The organism is Robiginitomaculum antarcticum DSM 21748, assembly GCF_000365025.1.
Taxonomy (GTDB): Bacteria; Pseudomonadota; Alphaproteobacteria; order Caulobacterales; family Maricaulaceae; genus Robiginitomaculum; species Robiginitomaculum antarcticum.
Window position 1 is genome coordinate 229228 of record NZ_KB823013.1, and the last position, 17152, is coordinate 246379.

Here is a 17152-nt window from a genome sequence, read left to right on the forward strand (position 1 = left end):
AAAGATGACCCTACGAATACTTTGCGCCGCATTTATAACAGCCGCTATAAGCTATGGCTGCGCCTCGACTGTTACTCCCCCATCCGCGCTTGAATTTGATGACCCCTTTGTATCGGATGTGATTGGAGTTACGGAAAAGCATTTAGCGCCGGACTATTGGATCACACCGGGTATGGATAAAACGCTGATGAGCGAGGCCGAAATCAAGGCTTTCAACGCGGCGAATACAAAGACGGAAAAATATCTCTACGATATTAAGTCTGAACCTCAGACTCTGTCCAAAACCGAGCTGACCGAGCATTTGCGTTCGATCAGTAAGAAGCCCGGCTATCCCCGGATTTATACAGATGGTATAGAGCTGACCGATGCTGATTTCGCACGGTATGAAAGCCAGCTCAATCTCGACGCCATTGGCGATACAAACCCTGTACGCTACGCTCTGGCGGTGCGGCGCACTTCGATACGCACCTATCCGACATTTGACCTGTTGTTCAGCCATGATGCGACTGACCGCGACATTGAACGCTTTCAAGAATCCGCTTTATTTCCAGGTGATGCCCTGCGGGTCCTGCATGAGAGCACGGACGGACAATGGGCATTAATTCAGTCCTATAATTATATCGCGTGGGTTCCCTTGGCAGATATTGCAATGGGCAGGCGCGACCAAGTCTTTAGCTATGGGGACACGGATAATTTTCTGATTATAACGGGCGACAAGGTGCTGACCGTTTTTAATCCCGAGCTTCCTGCGGTTTCAGAATTGCAGCTCGATATGGGGGTAAAGGTGCCTCTATCGCGGCCGGACAGTTTGAAGGCCAATTTATATGGGCAAAATCCGTATCTGAGTCACATGGTGTTGTTACCGATACGCAAAACTGATGGCACGCTCGAATTCAAACACGCTCTTATTCAACGAAACCAAGATGTTCATGTGGGATATTTGCCTTACACCGAAGCCAATATTATCCGTCAGGCGTTTAAATTTCTTGGCGAGCGCTATGGCTGGGGACACCGGTTTAACGGCAGGGATTGTACGGGCTTTGTCTCGGAAATTTACCAAACTTTTGGGATTAAATTGCCTCGCAATTCCAGCGATCAAAGGGACAGTAATATTGGTGTGAATGACCGGTTTGAACGCGGCGGGGACCATGCCAGTAAAGTCACGCGCTTAAACACAGCCAAGGTAGGGGATCTAGTCTATATTCCCGGTCATGTCCTCATGGTTCTGGGGCAGTCCGGCGGCGAGCCCTTTGCGATCCATGACGTGCACGGAATGCGGTATAAAAACCCTGACGGATCGCTGTATGAAGGGACGCTGAACGGCGTCTCTGTCACGCCGATAACCCCCCTGCAGTTCAATTCAGATGAGTCTTATATCGACCGGATACTCGCGGTTAAAACGATACGATGACCCTGTTGCGCGCGTTTTGGATGAGTTTTGTCATCTGTCTGTTGACTGCCTGCGCGTCACCCTCTGAGGGGCCTGATTACGCCAAAAATTATGACATCTATATTCACGGCGGTACAGTGGTCGACGGCACAGGTAGGCAGCCTTTCAAGGGTGATATTTTGGTGCGCGGCGACACAATTATGTATGTCGGGCCCGTCAGCGCGCAGGTGGTAAACGCCGCGTCGACGATAGACGCAACCGGTAAAACCGTAACGCCGGGCTTTATCGACGCCCATGCTCACGGCGCGCCATTACAAAATAATAACGACTTCATGAAAAGCTTTCTGAGGCAGGGCGTGACTACGGTTATTTTGGGCCAGGACGGGTCAAGTCCCGGGCGCGATATTGCGCTTTCCGATTGGCTCGCCGCAGTCGAGTCTCACGGCGCAGGTCCGAATGTAGCCGCTTTAGTGGGACATGGCAGTTTGCGTAATCAGTGGGGCGGCGGCGAGAAAGATTCGGTTACGCCGGCAGACCAAGCGCGGATGGAACAGATGCTGGCGGAGGCTATGATGTCGGGTGCTTACGGTCTTTCGACCGGGCTTGAATATCTCCCGGGCCGGTATGCGGATGCAGCGGAATTAAACGGTTTGGCTAAAGTCGTGGGCCGTTATGACGGGTTGATCTCCAGCCATATACGCAATGAAGATGATGACAAAGTTGCGCAATCGGTCGCCGAAGTTATTCAGCAAGCCCGCTTTGCCCGCGTGAACATCACGCATATCAAAGTGGTATATGGAAAAACCAAAGAACAAGGCGAGGCGGTGATGCAGCAAATCCGTGAGGCCCGAAACCGCGATATGACTGTCACGGCTGACGTTTATCCTTATCTGGCGAGCTATGGCAGCCTGATTTATCTTTATCCGGAATGGGCCAAACGCAAGAGTGAATTTGATGATGCTGTTCTTAATCGACGCGGGGAGCTTGAGGCGTATCTACGCGCTAAAATCAAACGCCGCAACGGAGCGGACGCCATCCTGATATCCGCCGGAGATTATGCTGGGAAAACCTTGGGCGAAATTGCCGCGATCAATGGTGTCTCCCCCGAGCAGCAAATTATTGCGTTCGGCCATAGTGGCCCCTCAACGGCGCATTTTATAATGACCAAGGCGACGCAGGATGTGTTTGTGACCGCGCCGGATGTGTCCATTTCCTCCGATGGGAGTCCCACCATGCGACATCCGCGCTCCTTTGGATCTTTTCCAAAAATTATTGAAGACTATGTCGTCCGCGATAAACAAATAACGATTGAACAGGCCATATATAAAATGTCCGGACTCACAGCGCAGACATTCGGTATTCAATCGCGGGGAACATTGAAAGCAGGTCTGGCCGCAGACATTCTGATCTTTGACCCGGTGGCGATAAAAGCCAATACGGGATGGTCAGATATTAGCGCGCAGCCGACAGGGTTTGACGCGGTCATCGTCAACGGCCATGTCACGGATATTGCGCAAAAATCAGGCGGCCCTGTCTATGGGAAGGTTTTACGCAAAACCCGCGGAGATTAATTCGAAACCCGGGTAAAATTTAAATCCTGAAAATCGAAACTCCAGTCGCCATCCGGATCAATATGGCGGATCGTGGCGCCGCTGACCCTGCCGTCACCATCTGTTTCAAATTGCATATAAGCATCGGCCCGAAATTCGCGGTCATCCCACATTACCTTGAACGTGTTGAGATCAAAGGGCGTCATTGTACCGACCATTTTTATCATTTCGCGTGAGCTAAAGCGCAGCGCCGCGCCCGATTGGATAATGTCAACTTTTCCAAACCAAGGATCTTCATAGACGCCCACATAATTTTCAATCGGCTGGCTAACCGTGCCCGTTCCCTGATGATTATCATTAGAGGCTTCGTGTTGAGTTTTTTGCTCCGCTTTCCGCTTCGCCTGCTCATCCACATTAAACTTTACCCAGTCCACTGAGGGCTGATTCATGTATATTTTTACAACGGTTTGCATCAAAGCGTTTCGGGCGCCCGAATTCGATCCATTATTTAAAATAATCACGCCAAGATCAAGCTCGGGCACAAGTGTCACATAGGCTTGGAACCCTGACAAAGTGCCGGTGTGGGAAATGACCTCATATCCGTGCATGTCTTCTTTGCGCCATCCCAAGGCATAGGTTTTAAAATGTGTTCGGTCCAATTTGTGCTCTAAATCACTAACGCTTAAAATTGTTTGTGAGGTCCACATTTCATCGCGCTGCTTTTCGCTGAAAATGCGGTATCCATTCGGGCCAACGCCGCCGGCAAGCTGAGTCAGCATCCACCGATTCATCCCGTCAACATTACAAACAAGTCCGCCTGCCGCCGCCGAAATATTGGACGCGTTCTCGATCCTGTTGCGTGTGACCTCGGTCATTTTTTTATCAATTAAGCCGTAAGGTATGGCGGTTTGGTTGCGCTTGGATCGGGGGACATCTCCCGCATAACACTGCATTTCAAGGGGGTCGAGGATCCGGGTTTGGACAAGGTTTTCCCAAGACGTATCCGCCGCAGCGGCGGCGACTTCTCCGGCCACAATATACAGAAGATTGTCATAAGCATATGCGCTGCGAAAACTGCTGACGGGCTTAAGGTAGCGAAGATTATGGATTAATTCCGCCCTCGAAAAACCGGACGGCTCAGGCCAAAGCATCAAATCTCCCGCCCCGAGCCCTAACCCGCTACGATGGGTGAGAAGATCTCGAATGGTAAATTCCTGTGTGACCCACGGGTCCGACATTTGAAAACCGGGAAGGTAATCTATTACTTTATCGTCCCAGTCCAGAACGCCGTCATCTACGAGAATTGCGAGCGCTGCGGAGGTGAAGGCTTTCGTCGTCGAAGCGATTCGAAACAATGTCTGCGCATTGACCGGCGCGCCGCTGACAATGTCGCGTTGCCCAACACCGCCGGAATAAATGACTTGGCCGTTGTGAACAATTCCGGCCACCATGCCGGGGGTGTCAAAGGCCGCAATGGCATTTTGCGCCGTGCTCTCAATGAGCGCGGGACTGAGGGCAGGCGAAGCGGCAGTTAAGGCCGGAGCGGGGTTCGAATGCGATTGGGCATGCGCTGAATTTGGCGGGCTAAACGCCGTAATCAATAATCCGCTGGCCAACACAGCTATCTTTAGTCTCATGCCGCACTCCTTTTCGTCAATTGATTGTTATTCCCGGCAAGGCAGACCAAAAAGGCGATGGCCGTGCCGATGCAAAGCTTCCATGAAAAGGCCAGACCTTTCCAGCTCTCCGGCAGTCCAAGCGTGTCCACAATATAGGGCTGCTGGACGAGGGTGACGAGAAAACCGACAGCCAGCGCCAGCATGACAGAGCGCGGAGATCCGCGCCGGGTAAAGATGACGGTAAAATAAACACCGAGCAGTCCCGAATAGGAAAATACCATAACGGACAGGGCAAAATCCAAAAGCGGCGTGTCAGAATATTGCTGCCAATAAAAACACAAGACCGACATAAGAAAGAGCGCGATACCGACAACGCCCATGAAGATCTGGCCCGCGCGAACAAAATGTTTGTCAGTCGGCTGGCCTTGTGATTCACGCCACGGCCGGTAGAAATCCTCGACAATGACAGACGACATGGAATTCAGGCCGGAATTTATTGTTGAGACCGCCGCCGCGACAACCCCCACTGTTACCAATCCGCGTATGCCCGCGGGCAGTTCGCGCAATATATAATGCATAAAGACCGTAATTTTCTCACCGTTAAATTCGCTATTGGCGGCACTGGCGACATCTGCGCCCATAAGATCAGGCCGCTCGTAGAAAACATATAGAAGCTCTCCGATAGACACAAATATCCAAATTACCGGGATTGCAACGATGGCGGAAATTAAGAGAGCGCGTCCGCCCTCATTTGCATTTTTGCAGGTTAAAACCCGCTGGGTCATATCCTGATCAAGGCCAAAACTGCCAATACCTAAAAGCGTTAGTCCTGTGACCACTGAAATCATTGCGAACGGCGCTGAGAAATCCATATCCCAATTAAAGAATTGAAGTTTGTTTATCCCCTCGGGTGTGTTTCTAAGGCCGGTCATAATTTCATCAGTGTCAGCCGGAATAGAATTCCACAGAATAAATAAAACGCTTAACGCGGCGATTGTGTAAATTAAAAATTGAATCAGGTCACTCCATATAACTGAATTTATCCCGCCGAGAAATGTGATTAGAAAGCCAAGCGCCATCATCAAAAAGGCCGCAATTACAATGCTGCTAGCATCAATATTGGAAAATAAAATCATGGATACAGCAATGGCAGCCAGGAACAGCCGCGAGCCACTCGCGAACACCCGGCCAATTAAATACATCCCGCCTGCGGCTCTCATTGTATTGGCGCTAAAGCGGATCGCGAGCAGCTCATAAACCGTCGTGACTTTGTGCTGGTAGAATTTTGGGATGAGGACCCGGGCGACAAATATAGCCGCTATAATTGTGCCTATATTTGTCGATAAATAGGTAAAATCGCTGCGATAGCCTTGATCAGGGCCGCCCAAAAATGTTGCCGCCGATTGCGAAGTCGCCAACACTGAGATCGCAACCACCCAATAGGGCATAGTATTGCCACCGAGAAAATACTCCCGTGAGTTTTCAGATTTACGTTTCGAAAACACCCACGCCATTATGAATAAAAGCGCAATATAGGCTGCAGTCACAAACCAATCCAAAAATACAAAACTTTGTGCCATTTGGCCTCCTATAAGCATTCTAACTACTGCACTTAAAAACGGAAGTGAATCATTTTCGAACAAATTTATTAGATTGGATAAATGGGTCTATAGTTCGCGATGAGCCTATGATACCCATATTTGACTCTGAAGGGGAAATCATATGGACTGGGTAAAGATTTTGCCGCCGCTTGTTGCGATCGCATTTGTGTTGTGGCGCAAAGAAGTCATTTTGGCGTTGTTTCTTGCCATTTTGACATCCGAAATATTGATGATCGCAAATCCGGGAATTGACCTGCCTTTGACGGGATTTTTAAATTCCCTTGAACGGATTGCAGACGTCTTCTCCGATGCGGGCAATACGCGCATCCTGATGTTTAGTTTGATGATCGGGGCGTTGCTTGCATTTATGCGCGTGTCCGGCGGCGTGACGGCCATGGTGGATAAACTCGTCCACAGCGGCCTTGCCCGTGGCAAACGCTCTGTTGGTTTGCTGACAATGCTGACAGGGCTTGTTGTCTTTATAGAATCAAATCTCAGCGTTTTGACCGCAGGGATTCTATCGCGGGGCTTATTTGATAAGTTCGGGATGAGCCGGGCGCGTTTGGCCTATATAATCGACAGCACAAGTGCGCCGGTGTGCATTCTGATCCTTCTTAACGGATGGGGGGCGTATATATTGGCCTTACTGTCGGGTTATGACTTAGAGCAATCTGCGGCGCAGCTCCTCTGGCAGACCGTGCCGTTTAATTTCTATGCGATCATTACGCTTGCAATCGTCTTTTACACCGTGATGAGCACCAAAGTATATGGGCCGATGAAAAAGTCTGAACTCGGGGCCGAAGATGCTTTTGAAGATTATGAGCATGAATATCCGCCTACCAAATCACGATATATGCTTATTCCGCTTCTCATTATGGTCTTTGGGATGGTCGCATTTATGTTTTGGACGGGCGGCGGTGATATCGCAGCGGGCAGTGGATCTAAATCTGTCCTATACGCAACTGCGCTGGCCTGTCTTGCCGCTTATCTGATGATGCTCGCCAGCCGCAAATTCAGCCACGTTAAACTTGTTAAAATTGGGTTTGACGGCATGGGCGAGCTCTTACCGCTTGTCACGATTGTGCTGTTTTCGCTTGCTTTGGGGGCGAGTTTGAAGGGGCTGGGTACGGGCGTATTTATTGCGGGCATGGTCGGGGAGTTCTTGCCGCTGTTTTTGGTTGTTCCCTTATTATTCGTCGCCGGCGGCTTTATGTCGTTTACGACAGGAACATCATGGGGAACATTTGCTATTCTTATCCCCATTGGCATCCCGCTAATCCAGACGCTCGGTCTGCCCCCGGCTCTTGTGCTTTCGGCTATTTTGGGCGGCGGCGTCTTCGGCGATCACTGCTCCCCGATTTCAGACACAACAGCGGTTTCGGCAATCGCGAGTGGAAGCGATCTTCTTGAGCATGTGCGTACGCAATTGCCATACGCTTTAACAGCCGGAGGCCTCACAATTGTATTTTATATTATTGCGAGCTTGATAATGATTTAAACGTGGCGGCATTTAAAATAAAATTTAATTCCCTTAAAGGTTTGTTCTTCAATGGCTTTATTGACCTTTGACACAGCGATGAAACTTCTGGCGCAGAAGAAGTATCAAGCCGTCTATGACCTTGCCATCGCGGCGTTGCGGCAGAATGAGAAAAACGCCTTAGCCTTCTTTGTCTTGGGACTCGTCGCCTCTGATAATGGGCATCTAAGCAAGGCGTTGGAGTTTTTTGCAAAAGCAAGCGAGCACGACCCCAAAAACGCCCGGTATCAGGCATATTGCGCCAAAACGCTGATAAATTTGGGACGTCATATCGAGGCCAAACGCCGTGCTGACCACGCCGCAGCCTTGACCCAAAAGGATGCATTTCTCGCGGATATGATTGGCACGGTTTACAGCCGGTCAGGGTATCATGACCTTGCCTTGCCAATGTTCAAGACAGCGGCAAGGCTCAATCCTAACTGGCCCATATTCCAATTTAATCTTGCCGCATCCGCACAGTTTTCAGGCCATATCAAGACGGCGAAAACGGCGTATCAAAAAGCTGTTGCCCTTAATCCTCAATTCTACCGCGCGTGGTTTGCCTTAATATCTTTGGAAACACAAACTGCCGATACCCAGCTTGAAACTTTAAAGCCATTATTTGAAGCGGCGGGTCAAGATGCGGGGGGGCGGTTGATGGTGGGGCACGCAATTGCGAAGACGCTCGAAGACTTAGGGCGGTACCCGGAAAGCCTGGAGTGGCTGCACAAAGCCAAAGAGATGAGCAGGGCCCGCATTCGGCATGATCCCTCTGACGTGAAAAATATATTTAAATCTGCCAGATCTACATCCTCATCTAATCTACAGCATATGCCCCATAAAAACGGCGTAAAGCCTATCTTTATCATCGGAATGCCGCGCACTGGCACAACATTGCTCGACCGGATATTGTCCTCCCACCCCGAAGTCACATCTGCAGGCGAACTGGATGTATTCAGTCATTTGGTGAAAGAAAAAATAGATGGAGGGCTGTCTAAGCAGCTCGACGCCCAAACATTTTTGAGTGCCTCAAAATTGAATTTGAAAGAAATCGGCCAAGACTATTCGCATCGGATCGCCGAAATGTCTAACGGCGCGCAGATGGTCATTGACAGTACGCCGTTAAACTTTCTTTATGCGGGTTTGATCCATCAAGCGCTTCCTGATGCCAAGATTATTGGGCTTCGCCGCGGCGCGATGGATACATGCCTGTCAAATTACCGCCAGCTCTTCGCATTGGACGATAACCGGTACACCTATACTTTGAGCCTTGACGATACAGCCGAATTTTACCGGGAATTTGACGCCTTGACGACTCATTGGCGCGGTGCCCTTCCAGCGTCGCGCTTTTTAGAAATGCGCTATGAGGACATGGTTCATGAGCAAGAGTCCGAAACCCGGCGCTTGCTTTCATTTTGCGGCCTTGACTGGGACGCCGCCTGCCTGAGGTTTCATGAGAACGCCGCGCCTGTTGATACGGCCAGTTCCGTGCAGGTCAGACGGCCGCTCTATTCCGGCTCAATTAATCGGTGGAAAAAATACGGGGATCATCTGGACGGCCTGAAAGCGGCGCTGGGGGAATTGGCCAAACCTTAAAGCCCGAGCGCCTGCATAGCTTCATTCAGAAACAGCCGGATTTCCGCCGCAATGGCGGGCGGTCCGGGATGAGCCGCTTTGGGGGGCTGCGGCGTTCCGGTCACAGCGTAGACGATTTGCGCATTTATTTGCGGTAGATGCCACAGCCCGCCATACATGCCGTAAGCTTCGCCGTGATGTCCTACCATCATCTGTCCAGGAATTGGCGAGAGATCCGGCGGGTAGACATAGAGTCCGGGGCCAAAACTGACGAAATGGCCATGATCTGCGGCTCCATTATGGCCGTCATATATCCAGTCAACGCGGTGAAGGTCGGGGTAATCGCCTAAATCCTTCGCAATCTTGAGCAAATCATAAAGACTGGCGCGCAGTCCGCCCTGAGGAGACAGCAGGGTACCATTGCGGCCGGCTCGTAATTTTCAAAAACAAAATCCGGATCATCTCCGTATAAGACAGGCCCGCTCTTTGCTAATATATCAGGGCCGTCTGTTTGTACGCGCATCTCTCCGTCCACTTTGCGATATAGCGTAGCGCCTCTCTGGCGTTTGGCGTCGCTGACATCGGCCCAGTTAAATCCGGCGTCGAGCCCAAGGGGTGTAAGGACATAGCGCTGCGTCAACTGATCAAATCGCTCGCCTGATCTAGCTTCCATGACCGTGGCGGCAATGCCGTAATTAATATTGGCGTATTCAAACCATTCCCCGGGGCGGCCGCCTTTAAACATATCCGGCGATAACAGATCCCGAATGTCGCCTGAGGGCTGGGTCCAATAAACAGCCGGATCGGAAATGCCCGAACGATGTGACAGCAGATTTTGCAAGGTGATGGGCTGATTTGGAAAATTGGGATGCCGAAGCGCGACGCCCATGACATCACTAATGCCGGCGTCCAGTTGTAGCACGCCCGCACCCGCCATGGATTTTGCGGTCAGCAATGTGACAACCTTGGACATGGACGCCACCCGAAAGGGAGAACGCGCTGTGAATGCGCGTTTGGCGATGTTTTCATCACGGTCCAGTCCGGCCGCGACTCCTTCCCAGCGTTCCACAACTTTGCCCCCGTTCTGATGAACAAGAATCCCGGCTCCTGCAAGCGGCTCAAACCCCTTTATAGTTTCACCTACTGCGGGCGTCATTTGTCTGTCATGTATGCAGGCCGACAAACCCGTTGCCCCACATGCAGCTAGGGTCAAAGAAAGGGTCTCTCGTCGTGTGATCCGCATGCCATTATTTAATCTCTACCCATCTTCATATACAAGGCATAAAATACGCCTTTTTTACAGCTGATATAAAATGAAACAAAAACCGTATTATATGAACAACGGACATTAGAGAATACGTTGCAGAACGTGATTTAGACAGGTCGAGAGAAGCAATTCAGTTCTTGACAAATTGACCGTATTAGCGGGTCGCTATGACGTTCAACCATTCCACACGAGCAATCAATCGGAACGGTAAAGGCGATGCAAGCTCCATGGCAGGCATGACTAATTTTAATCATACCGGAAAACACACTAAGCGATACCAAGCATGAAAGTGTTAGCTAAAACGGCCATAAGACTAGCAGGGTATAATTAAAAGCTTTAGGCTACTCCAAAATAACGGAGTCACAGCATGACGTATACGCGCTTAATCCCCCTCACCTTTTTTGCGGCAGTCGGCGTTACGCTTTCTGCGTGCTCACCAAATACGTCAACGACGGCGCCAGCAGATGTGAGCGCCGTTCAGACTGTGGTCCCCTCCGAGCGGTTCTTTACGGCTGACCAGTTTACCTATGCCAATTACCAAGAGGTAATCGTCAAGCACGCCGCGCTGGATTTGGACGTTGATTTTGACCGTAAGGTTCTCGACGGCGCTGTCACATTGCGTTTTGAGCGTATCGAAGCGGGAGCCCGGACGTTAACACTCGATACCAAAGATCTTGTGATTAAAGACGTAGCGCTTGAGACGGGAGAGGGCTGGACGCTCGCAGATTACACATTGGCGGATGCAGACCCCGTCTTAGGGTCAGCCATGAGCATCGACATTGGCCCTGACGCGACGCAGCTTCGCATTACTTACGAGACCAGCCCTAATGCAGAAGGTCTGCAGTGGCTGACCCCTGCGCAGACTGCGGGCAAGGAAAAGCCCTATCTCTTCTCCCAAGCCCAAGCGATCAATGCCCGTACGATGCTGCCTATCCAAGATACGCCCGCTGTGCGCATGACATATGAAGCTTCTCTGCGCGTGCCTGATGGCCTGCTCCCGCTGATGAGTGCTTCACAAGACGGGAAAGACGGCGATGGCAATTGGACATTCTCTATGCCGCAGCCCATCCCGAGTTATCTTATCGCGATTGCGGTTGGCGATATTAAATTCAAAGCCATTAATGACACAATCGGTGTCTATGCCGAGGATTATATCCTTGATGCCGCTGCCGAAGAGTTTGCGGAAACGCCCATGATGGAAGTTGCCAACACAGAGCTTTACGGGCCCTATCGTTGGGGCCGCTATGATTTGATCGTCCTGCCGCCAAGTTTCCCTTTTGGCGGGATGGAAAACCCGCGCCTGTCCTTTATGACACCAACATTAATCGCAGGTGACAAATCCCTCACCAATGTTGTCGCGCATGAGCTGGCCCATAGCTGGTCCGGCAATCTTGTGACGAACGCCAGTTGGCGCGATGCATGGCTAAATGAGGGATTTACCAGTTATGTGGAAAACCGCGTCATGGAAGACTTATACGGCGAAAACCGCGCCATCATGGAACAAGCTCTCGGGCTTGAGGATCTAAAGCGCGATATTGCGGGGGCCGAGCGGCCAAGCTTGACGCAGCTCAAATTCACGGATGATTTAACCCACCCTGACGAGGCGTTTTCACAAGTTACCTATGTTAAAGGACAATTCTTTCTAAACTTCCTCGAAGACCGTTTTGGACGGGCCGCATTTGATCCGTTCCTGAAATCCTATTTCAATGCCTATGCGTTTGACAGTATCACAACAGAGGATTTTCTCGGATTTATGAATGCCAATCTGCGCAATCAAAACCCTGATGCCGTCACAGATGCCGAAATCCAAGACTGGGTTTATGGCCAAGGCCTTCCCGCCACTATCCGCAATCCGCAATCAGATGCGTTTAATAAAGTCGCAGCGGCGTCTGCACGCTGGTCGAGCGGGGACATTACGGCAGCGCAGCTGCCGACAGCGGATTGGTCAACGCATGAATGGCTACATTTCCTCAACGGTCTGCCGGATTTAACGCAGGCCCAATATAAGGCCCTCGACGATACATTTAGCTTAACAGGCACGCAAAATGCCGAGACCGCCTTCGCCTGGTACATGCAAGCCATCAAAGGCGGCTACGCCCCCGCCATGCCCGCGCTGGAAGAATTTTTGATGACCGTCGGACGGGGTAAGTTCATCTACCGCCTCTACGGCGCGCTCAATGATAACGGCCAGGCCGATATAGCCAATCGCGTCTTTGCCAAAGCTCAAGCGGGTTACCACCCCATCGCGCAGCGCCGCATCAGCGATATCCTGGCGAAGTAGTTATCCAGGCCGCTTCGGGTATAGGGCTTCAATGATGAGACTATATCCACTCGTCATCGAGGCCGCCCGTCTCGTTTGCGCTCCCATCTCCTAGGACTTAAATCTGCACGAGATTTGGAGCATGGATATATCCCGTGGCTGTGTGAAAACGCTCTGGGGGATGTCTCGATTTTATCCGATTTAATTTCGGACGAGTTTTCCCTTAGGCTTGGATCACTCCGATAAGTTTCTTCACGCCATCATGCTGATCATCCGGCGGATATTATAGGCTAGAACTGATAAACTCATCTCTATTTTAACGTTCGGCAGGCGTTTTGTCAGAAAGTGCGTTACGCCCATCCAAGATTTGAGCGTCCCTAACGGATGTTCAACTGTCGCCCTTCGGATGGCCATAGCTTCAGGAAGTTCATTCGGTTTAACATTGCGTCGATAATATCTTCATTGACCCAGCGTTTAATCCGCCTCTGTTTCCCCGTTGTGCATTTGGCTTTGACGGGACAGACATCACAGCCATCGGGCCAGTAGACCTGCATGTCCTTGCCTTGCTCAACGGACATGAAGCGATAAGTCATCTTCTGTCCGCCTGGACATTGATAGCTGTTGTCCTAAGGCTGATAGAGGAAGTCGTGTTTGCCAAAGCGGCCCGCAGCTTTAGAACCGGATGTGTAGGGCTTAGGTACATTAGTTGTCGCGCCCAGTTTTTCAGTCGCCATTATTTCTGCACCGCTAAAGTAACCGCGATCTGCAAAGACTTTGATATCCTTTCGGCCTATGGCGGCTTGGCCTTGTCCTGTCATCTTGGTCAATTGGACTTTATCCGAGACGATGTTGGTGACTTCATGCACAACAAACAGATGATGTTCTGTATCGACGACGGTTTGTACGTTGTAGCCCACCATACCGGCCTTTGTGCTCGTCGCCATGGCAACTGAGTCCGGGTCCGTCAAAGATATTTGCTTCTTGGAAGACGTAATCAGGTGGGCTTTCATATCTTTCAGTTCAGCCATTTTTTTCACGCATGGATGTGATCTTTTCCTTAAGGCGTTCCGTCTTGGCGTCTGCCGCATCTCCCTCCTGTAAATCTGTAGCGTCCAGGGCATGAAGATACTTCTCAATGGAATGCTCAATCTGACCGATGCGGCGCGTGAGCTTGCCTCTGGTGAAGTTCTTCTCTCTCGCATTCACAGCCTTGAACTTAGCCCCATCAATGGCAACCATCGTACGTGCGAACATGCCAAGTTCTCGGCACAGGGTAACAAACTGAGAACAGGCCATCTGTATCGCAACGCCATTGTCTTTTCTAAAGTCAGAAATCGTTTTGAAGTCTGGAGCCAACGTGCCCATTAGCCACATAAGCTCAATATTACGGCCCGCTTCGCGTTCAAGCCGGCGGCTCGATTAAATGCAATTCAGATAACCGTAAATATAGAGTTTGAGCAAAATAGAAGGATAATAACCTGGACGTCACGTAGCCTTGGGCCGAACACGCTCGAAGCCCATTGTAAATAAATCCAGCTCATCAACATAGGCATCGACGACGCGAACGGTATTATCCTCGTCAATATACTCTTCCAGACTTTCAGGAAATAAAGTGGACTGGCTGCGGTCTTGCCCTTGGATAAAGCGCTTCACGATACATCTCCGATTCAGTCACCAGAACCATACCATAAAACGCCGTTTTCACACAGCCACTCCCCATTTCGGACGTAAGCTAACAGCAGAAAATTGTTTAAAAAAAGCGGGGCCGAACCCCGCTTTATGGTAAACACCTTAAAGTATTCTACTGGAATCGGTACTTGAACCTCGCGCCAATGGACCGCGGCGGCAGGACATTGGTTCTGAACCGTCTTACATTGGCTGGATTGGGATCTCCGGCAAAAGCTGGCACTAACTGATTATTGAGCGGCGTGTTGGCTGCACTGGATTCTGAAAAGTCGTTAAACAGATTGTCTACAAAACTAATGAGTGACCAATTCCCGGCCTCATACCCAATCGCCGCGTTGGCCCGGCCGTAGCTCGGCAGGGTATAGCTCCCGCCGCGGGCACCAACGACCGATAAGACCTCGCTTTGCCAAGCATAACCCACATTCACCAGCACACTAGCGCCGTTCGACAGCGGGTGCTTATAGTCTCCGAAGACAGAAAATTGTGTGTTCGGTGAGCCCGGTAAGCGATCCCCATCCTGAGCGTTGATGGCATCCGTACCAAAACCGTAACCGAAATCTGGAGTGAAAGTTCCTTGGCCGTTAATGGCTCGCACCAAACCAGGGACGTCGGTTGTCAACTTCGCGTCTGTATAGCTGAAATTCCCTCGCATTAAAAAATGATCTGAAACTCGCCAGCTGCCATCCAGTTCGAAGCCTTTAGTTTCGGCAGATTCTGCGTTCACAGTAATGCTTGTACCCGCGTTGATTGACACTGTGTTTACCTGCGGGTTATTCCAATTAATGAAATACACCGCACCGTTTAATCGCACCGCTCCATCAAGCCACGTTGTCTTGGCACCAAGTTCATAATTATCAACCGTATCAGATGAATAATTTCGCTCATCCAAGATAGCCGTTCCGCCGTCCCTAAGTTCTTGCCCGGGAGAGTGGAGACATAGCCCTTGGTTTTGATCATTAAGATAGTCACCTTCACAGAAATTTGTGCCGTTTGCCGCCCCAACTCGGAAGCCTTGGCTGAAGGTTGCATACACCGTATTACCGCCGCCAAATTGATAGGATGTGTTGAATTTGAATAATGTGCCATCATCCGACTGGTTCGGCGCAAGGGCGATCTGGTTCTTGATATCTGAAAGTGGGTAAGGATTAAAGTCGGCCGCCGTCGTGAAATATGGGAACTGCGTGTCACCAGCCGTTTCGTAAGCATAATCATAATAACGCATGCCAAAGGTCACATCCCACGCCTCGGTGACATCAAGTCCAACCTCGCCGAACACTGCTTTTTCTTTGAGTTTTGTTCGGTCTGCCTCAAAATATTCCAGATCGTTCAAATCTTGACGAAAGCCAAAACCGGCATTGAAAGCCCCGATACCCGGAGTGAATTCTGAAGACAGTGCATTATATGCATTCTGGTTATAGAATGCGCCCAGAATCCAGTTGAAACGGCTCTCACCTTTAGATACGAGCCGGACTTCCTGATTGAAAATTTCGGTCTCTTCATCCTCAGCGGTAAAGCCCGTAAATGTTGGAAACGTTTCATAATAATAATCCAATGAAATCAGCAAATCCGTCTGATCCCGCTGCCCGTTTTCTTCCACCGTCGCATAGCCCGTTGCAGACGTTAGTTCCGCAAATCCAAGGTCAGCAATGACTTCAAGCGCGATGAGGTCACTATTGCGCTCATTGGGCTCCTCAACACGTCCTGCAAATTCATATTCATCTGAGGCAAGATTAAGCGGGCTACCGAATGTAGCGGGGATATTGGCCGTGCGGAATGACGAGGTGTTCCGTCCGCCATATTCGCCTTCCTGGAAATAATAAGTCAGCGTCGCGTCTAACGCATCTGTTGGTTGCCAGCGAGCAGCCACGCGGCCCGAGAAAATTTCTTCAGTATTCGCATCTTTAACAGGCCGGAAATTACTTGCGTCTCCAAAACCATCCGGTTCTGAAATCCCAGGCGCGCGCACCACATAAGGATAATCAATAAACCCTTTGTCATTTTGGTAATCCAACGAACCGCGAAGCGCGAAACTGTCTGAAATAGGGGCGTTAAATGTGAAGCCGATGTCAGAACTGATACCGCTGCCAGAGCTGTACGTGTACGCGCCAGCCCGGACTTCAAATAAATCGTCCGTAAAGTCAGGTTTATTGGGAATATATCGGATCGCGCCGCCCATTGTGCCCGCCCCGTACAAAGTGCCTTGCGGCCCGAGCAGGACTTCAACCCGCTGCAGATCATTCAGTCGTAGATCAACAAAAAGCGGGATTTCCCCGACATAGGTCGCAACCGTACCGCCGCCATCTTCTTGGCCAAACCCATTTTGAATGTCCTCGACATTAAGCCCCCTCACCACGATTCGGTTCCCATCACGACCGCCTTGGTCAGCGATGTTGAGACCCGGGACAAAGGCGGCTAATTCGGAAATGTCTCCAAAGCCCTGTTGCTCAATTTGTGCCCCGCCAATTGCGGCGATGTTTATCGGGATATCTTGGATGGATTCTGAACGCCGCGTGGCTGTTACGATAATCTCATCATCGATTTGCGCATGGGCAGGAACCGAAATAGCCGTAGCTCCTAGCGGTAATGCCAGAAAGCTGACTGTCAATTTCAGTTGGGTTTTATACGTGATTTGGCGTTTCATGGTTTCCCCTTTGTAGTACGTGTTGGCGACTCATTGCAATGATGTGC

10 protein-coding genes and 1 pseudogene are annotated in these 17152 nt (G+C 50.5%); 5 read left to right on the forward strand and 6 right to left on the reverse strand.

Translation table 11 applies throughout. The features are described 5' to 3' along the window. Positions 1–4 precede the first annotated feature (4 nt). Both H142_RS0110520 and H142_RS15415 read left to right on the forward strand, forming a co-directional pair. Complete coding sequence (locus tag H142_RS0110520; RefSeq protein WP_156811998.1) at positions 5–1411, forward strand: C40 family peptidase; 1407 nt, start codon at positions 5–7, stop codon at positions 1409–1411. Next, positions 1408–2961: an N-acyl-D-amino-acid deacylase family protein gene (locus tag H142_RS15415; RefSeq protein WP_017932103.1), complete on the forward strand. Its 1554-nt coding sequence runs from the start codon at positions 1408–1410 to the stop codon at positions 2959–2961. Before H142_RS0110520 ends, H142_RS15415 begins: the two co-directional genes overlap by 4 nt. On the opposite strand, the gene H142_RS0110530 is transcribed toward H142_RS15415, so the two are convergent. Both H142_RS0110530 and H142_RS0110535 read right to left on the reverse strand, forming a co-directional pair. Continuing rightward, positions 2958–4577 carry a serine hydrolase gene (locus tag H142_RS0110530; protein WP_017932104.1) on the reverse strand — a complete coding sequence of 540 codons (1620 nt, stop codon included), beginning with the start codon at positions 4575–4577 and terminating at the stop codon, positions 2958–2960. The two genes, H142_RS15415 and H142_RS0110530, sit on opposite strands and share 4 nt — an antisense overlap. Beyond that, positions 4574–6139, reverse strand: coding sequence for a sodium:solute symporter (locus tag H142_RS0110535; RefSeq protein ID WP_017932105.1), 1566 nt, complete (start codon positions 6137–6139; stop codon positions 4574–4576). Before H142_RS0110535 ends, H142_RS0110530 begins: the two co-directional genes overlap by 4 nt. Before the next feature lie 142 nt (positions 6140–6281). On the opposite strand from H142_RS0110535, the gene H142_RS0110540 reads away from it, so the two are divergent. Then, a complete protein-coding gene (locus H142_RS0110540; RefSeq protein WP_017932106.1) occupies positions 6282–7658 on the forward strand; it encodes a Na+/H+ antiporter NhaC family protein in 1377 nt (458 codons plus the stop codon). 51 nt (positions 7659–7709) lie between these two features. Further along, entirely contained in the window at positions 7710–9272 is a 1563-nt protein-coding gene (locus tag H142_RS0110545) for a tetratricopeptide repeat-containing sulfotransferase family protein (RefSeq protein ID WP_017932107.1), read from the forward strand. Here H142_RS0110545 and H142_RS17175 read toward each other — a convergent pair. Both H142_RS17175 and H142_RS16375 read right to left on the reverse strand, forming a co-directional pair. Beyond that, positions 9269–9622 (reverse strand): hypothetical protein, encoded by a 354-nt coding sequence (locus tag H142_RS17175; RefSeq protein WP_017932108.1) that lies wholly within the window; start codon positions 9620–9622, stop codon positions 9269–9271. The two genes, H142_RS0110545 and H142_RS17175, sit on opposite strands and share 4 nt — an antisense overlap. Beyond that, positions 9598–10407 (reverse strand): serine hydrolase domain-containing protein, encoded by an 810-nt coding sequence (locus tag H142_RS16375; RefSeq protein ID WP_026147970.1) that lies wholly within the window; start codon positions 10405–10407, stop codon positions 9598–9600. The genes H142_RS17175 and H142_RS16375 overlap by 25 nt, the downstream gene beginning before the upstream one ends. Positions 10408–10885: 478 nt before the next feature. On the opposite strand from H142_RS16375, the gene H142_RS0110560 reads away from it, so the two are divergent. Continuing rightward, positions 10886–12799: a M1 family metallopeptidase gene (locus tag H142_RS0110560; protein WP_017932109.1), complete on the forward strand. Its 1914-nt coding sequence runs from the start codon at positions 10886–10888 to the stop codon at positions 12797–12799. 231 nt (positions 12800–13030) lie between these two features. Here the strand turns inward: H142_RS0110560 and H142_RS15960 are convergent. Together H142_RS15960 and H142_RS0110585 are read right to left on the reverse strand one after the other, a co-directional pair. Beyond that, a pseudogene (locus tag H142_RS15960) lies at positions 13031–14431 on the reverse strand (IS1182 family transposase). 148 nt (positions 14432–14579) lie between these two features. Next, complete coding sequence (locus H142_RS0110585) at positions 14580–17105, reverse strand: TonB-dependent receptor (RefSeq protein WP_017932111.1); 2526 nt, start codon at positions 17103–17105, stop codon at positions 14580–14582. Between the last annotated feature and the right edge of the window lie 47 nt (positions 17106–17152).

Bases quoted from the DNA above. Each gene is read 5' to 3' on its own strand.
- H142_RS0110520 (WP_156811998.1), top strand. From the start codon at position 5: ATGACCCTACGAATACTTTGCGCCGCATTTATAACAGCCGCTATAAGC.
- H142_RS16375 (WP_026147970.1), bottom strand. From the start codon at position 10,407: ATGACGCCCGCAGTAGGTGAAACTATAAAGGGGTTTGAGCCGCTTGCA.
- H142_RS0110560 (WP_017932109.1), top strand. From the start codon at position 10,886: ATGACGTATACGCGCTTAATCCCCCTCACCTTTTTTGCGGCAGTCGGC.
- H142_RS15415 (WP_017932103.1), top strand. From the start codon at position 1,408: ATGACCCTGTTGCGCGCGTTTTGGATGAGTTTTGTCATCTGTCTGTTG.
- H142_RS0110535 (WP_017932105.1), bottom strand. From the start codon at position 6,139: ATGGCACAAAGTTTTGTATTTTTGGATTGGTTTGTGACTGCAGCCTAT.
- H142_RS0110540 (WP_017932106.1), top strand. From the start codon at position 6,282: ATGGACTGGGTAAAGATTTTGCCGCCGCTTGTTGCGATCGCATTTGTG.
- H142_RS0110585 (WP_017932111.1), bottom strand. From the start codon at position 17,105: ATGAAACGCCAAATCACGTATAAAACCCAACTGAAATTGACAGTCAGC.
- H142_RS0110545 (WP_017932107.1), top strand. From the start codon at position 7,710: ATGGCTTTATTGACCTTTGACACAGCGATGAAACTTCTGGCGCAGAAG.
- H142_RS0110530 (WP_017932104.1), bottom strand. From the start codon at position 4,577: ATGAGACTAAAGATAGCTGTGTTGGCCAGCGGATTATTGATTACGGCG.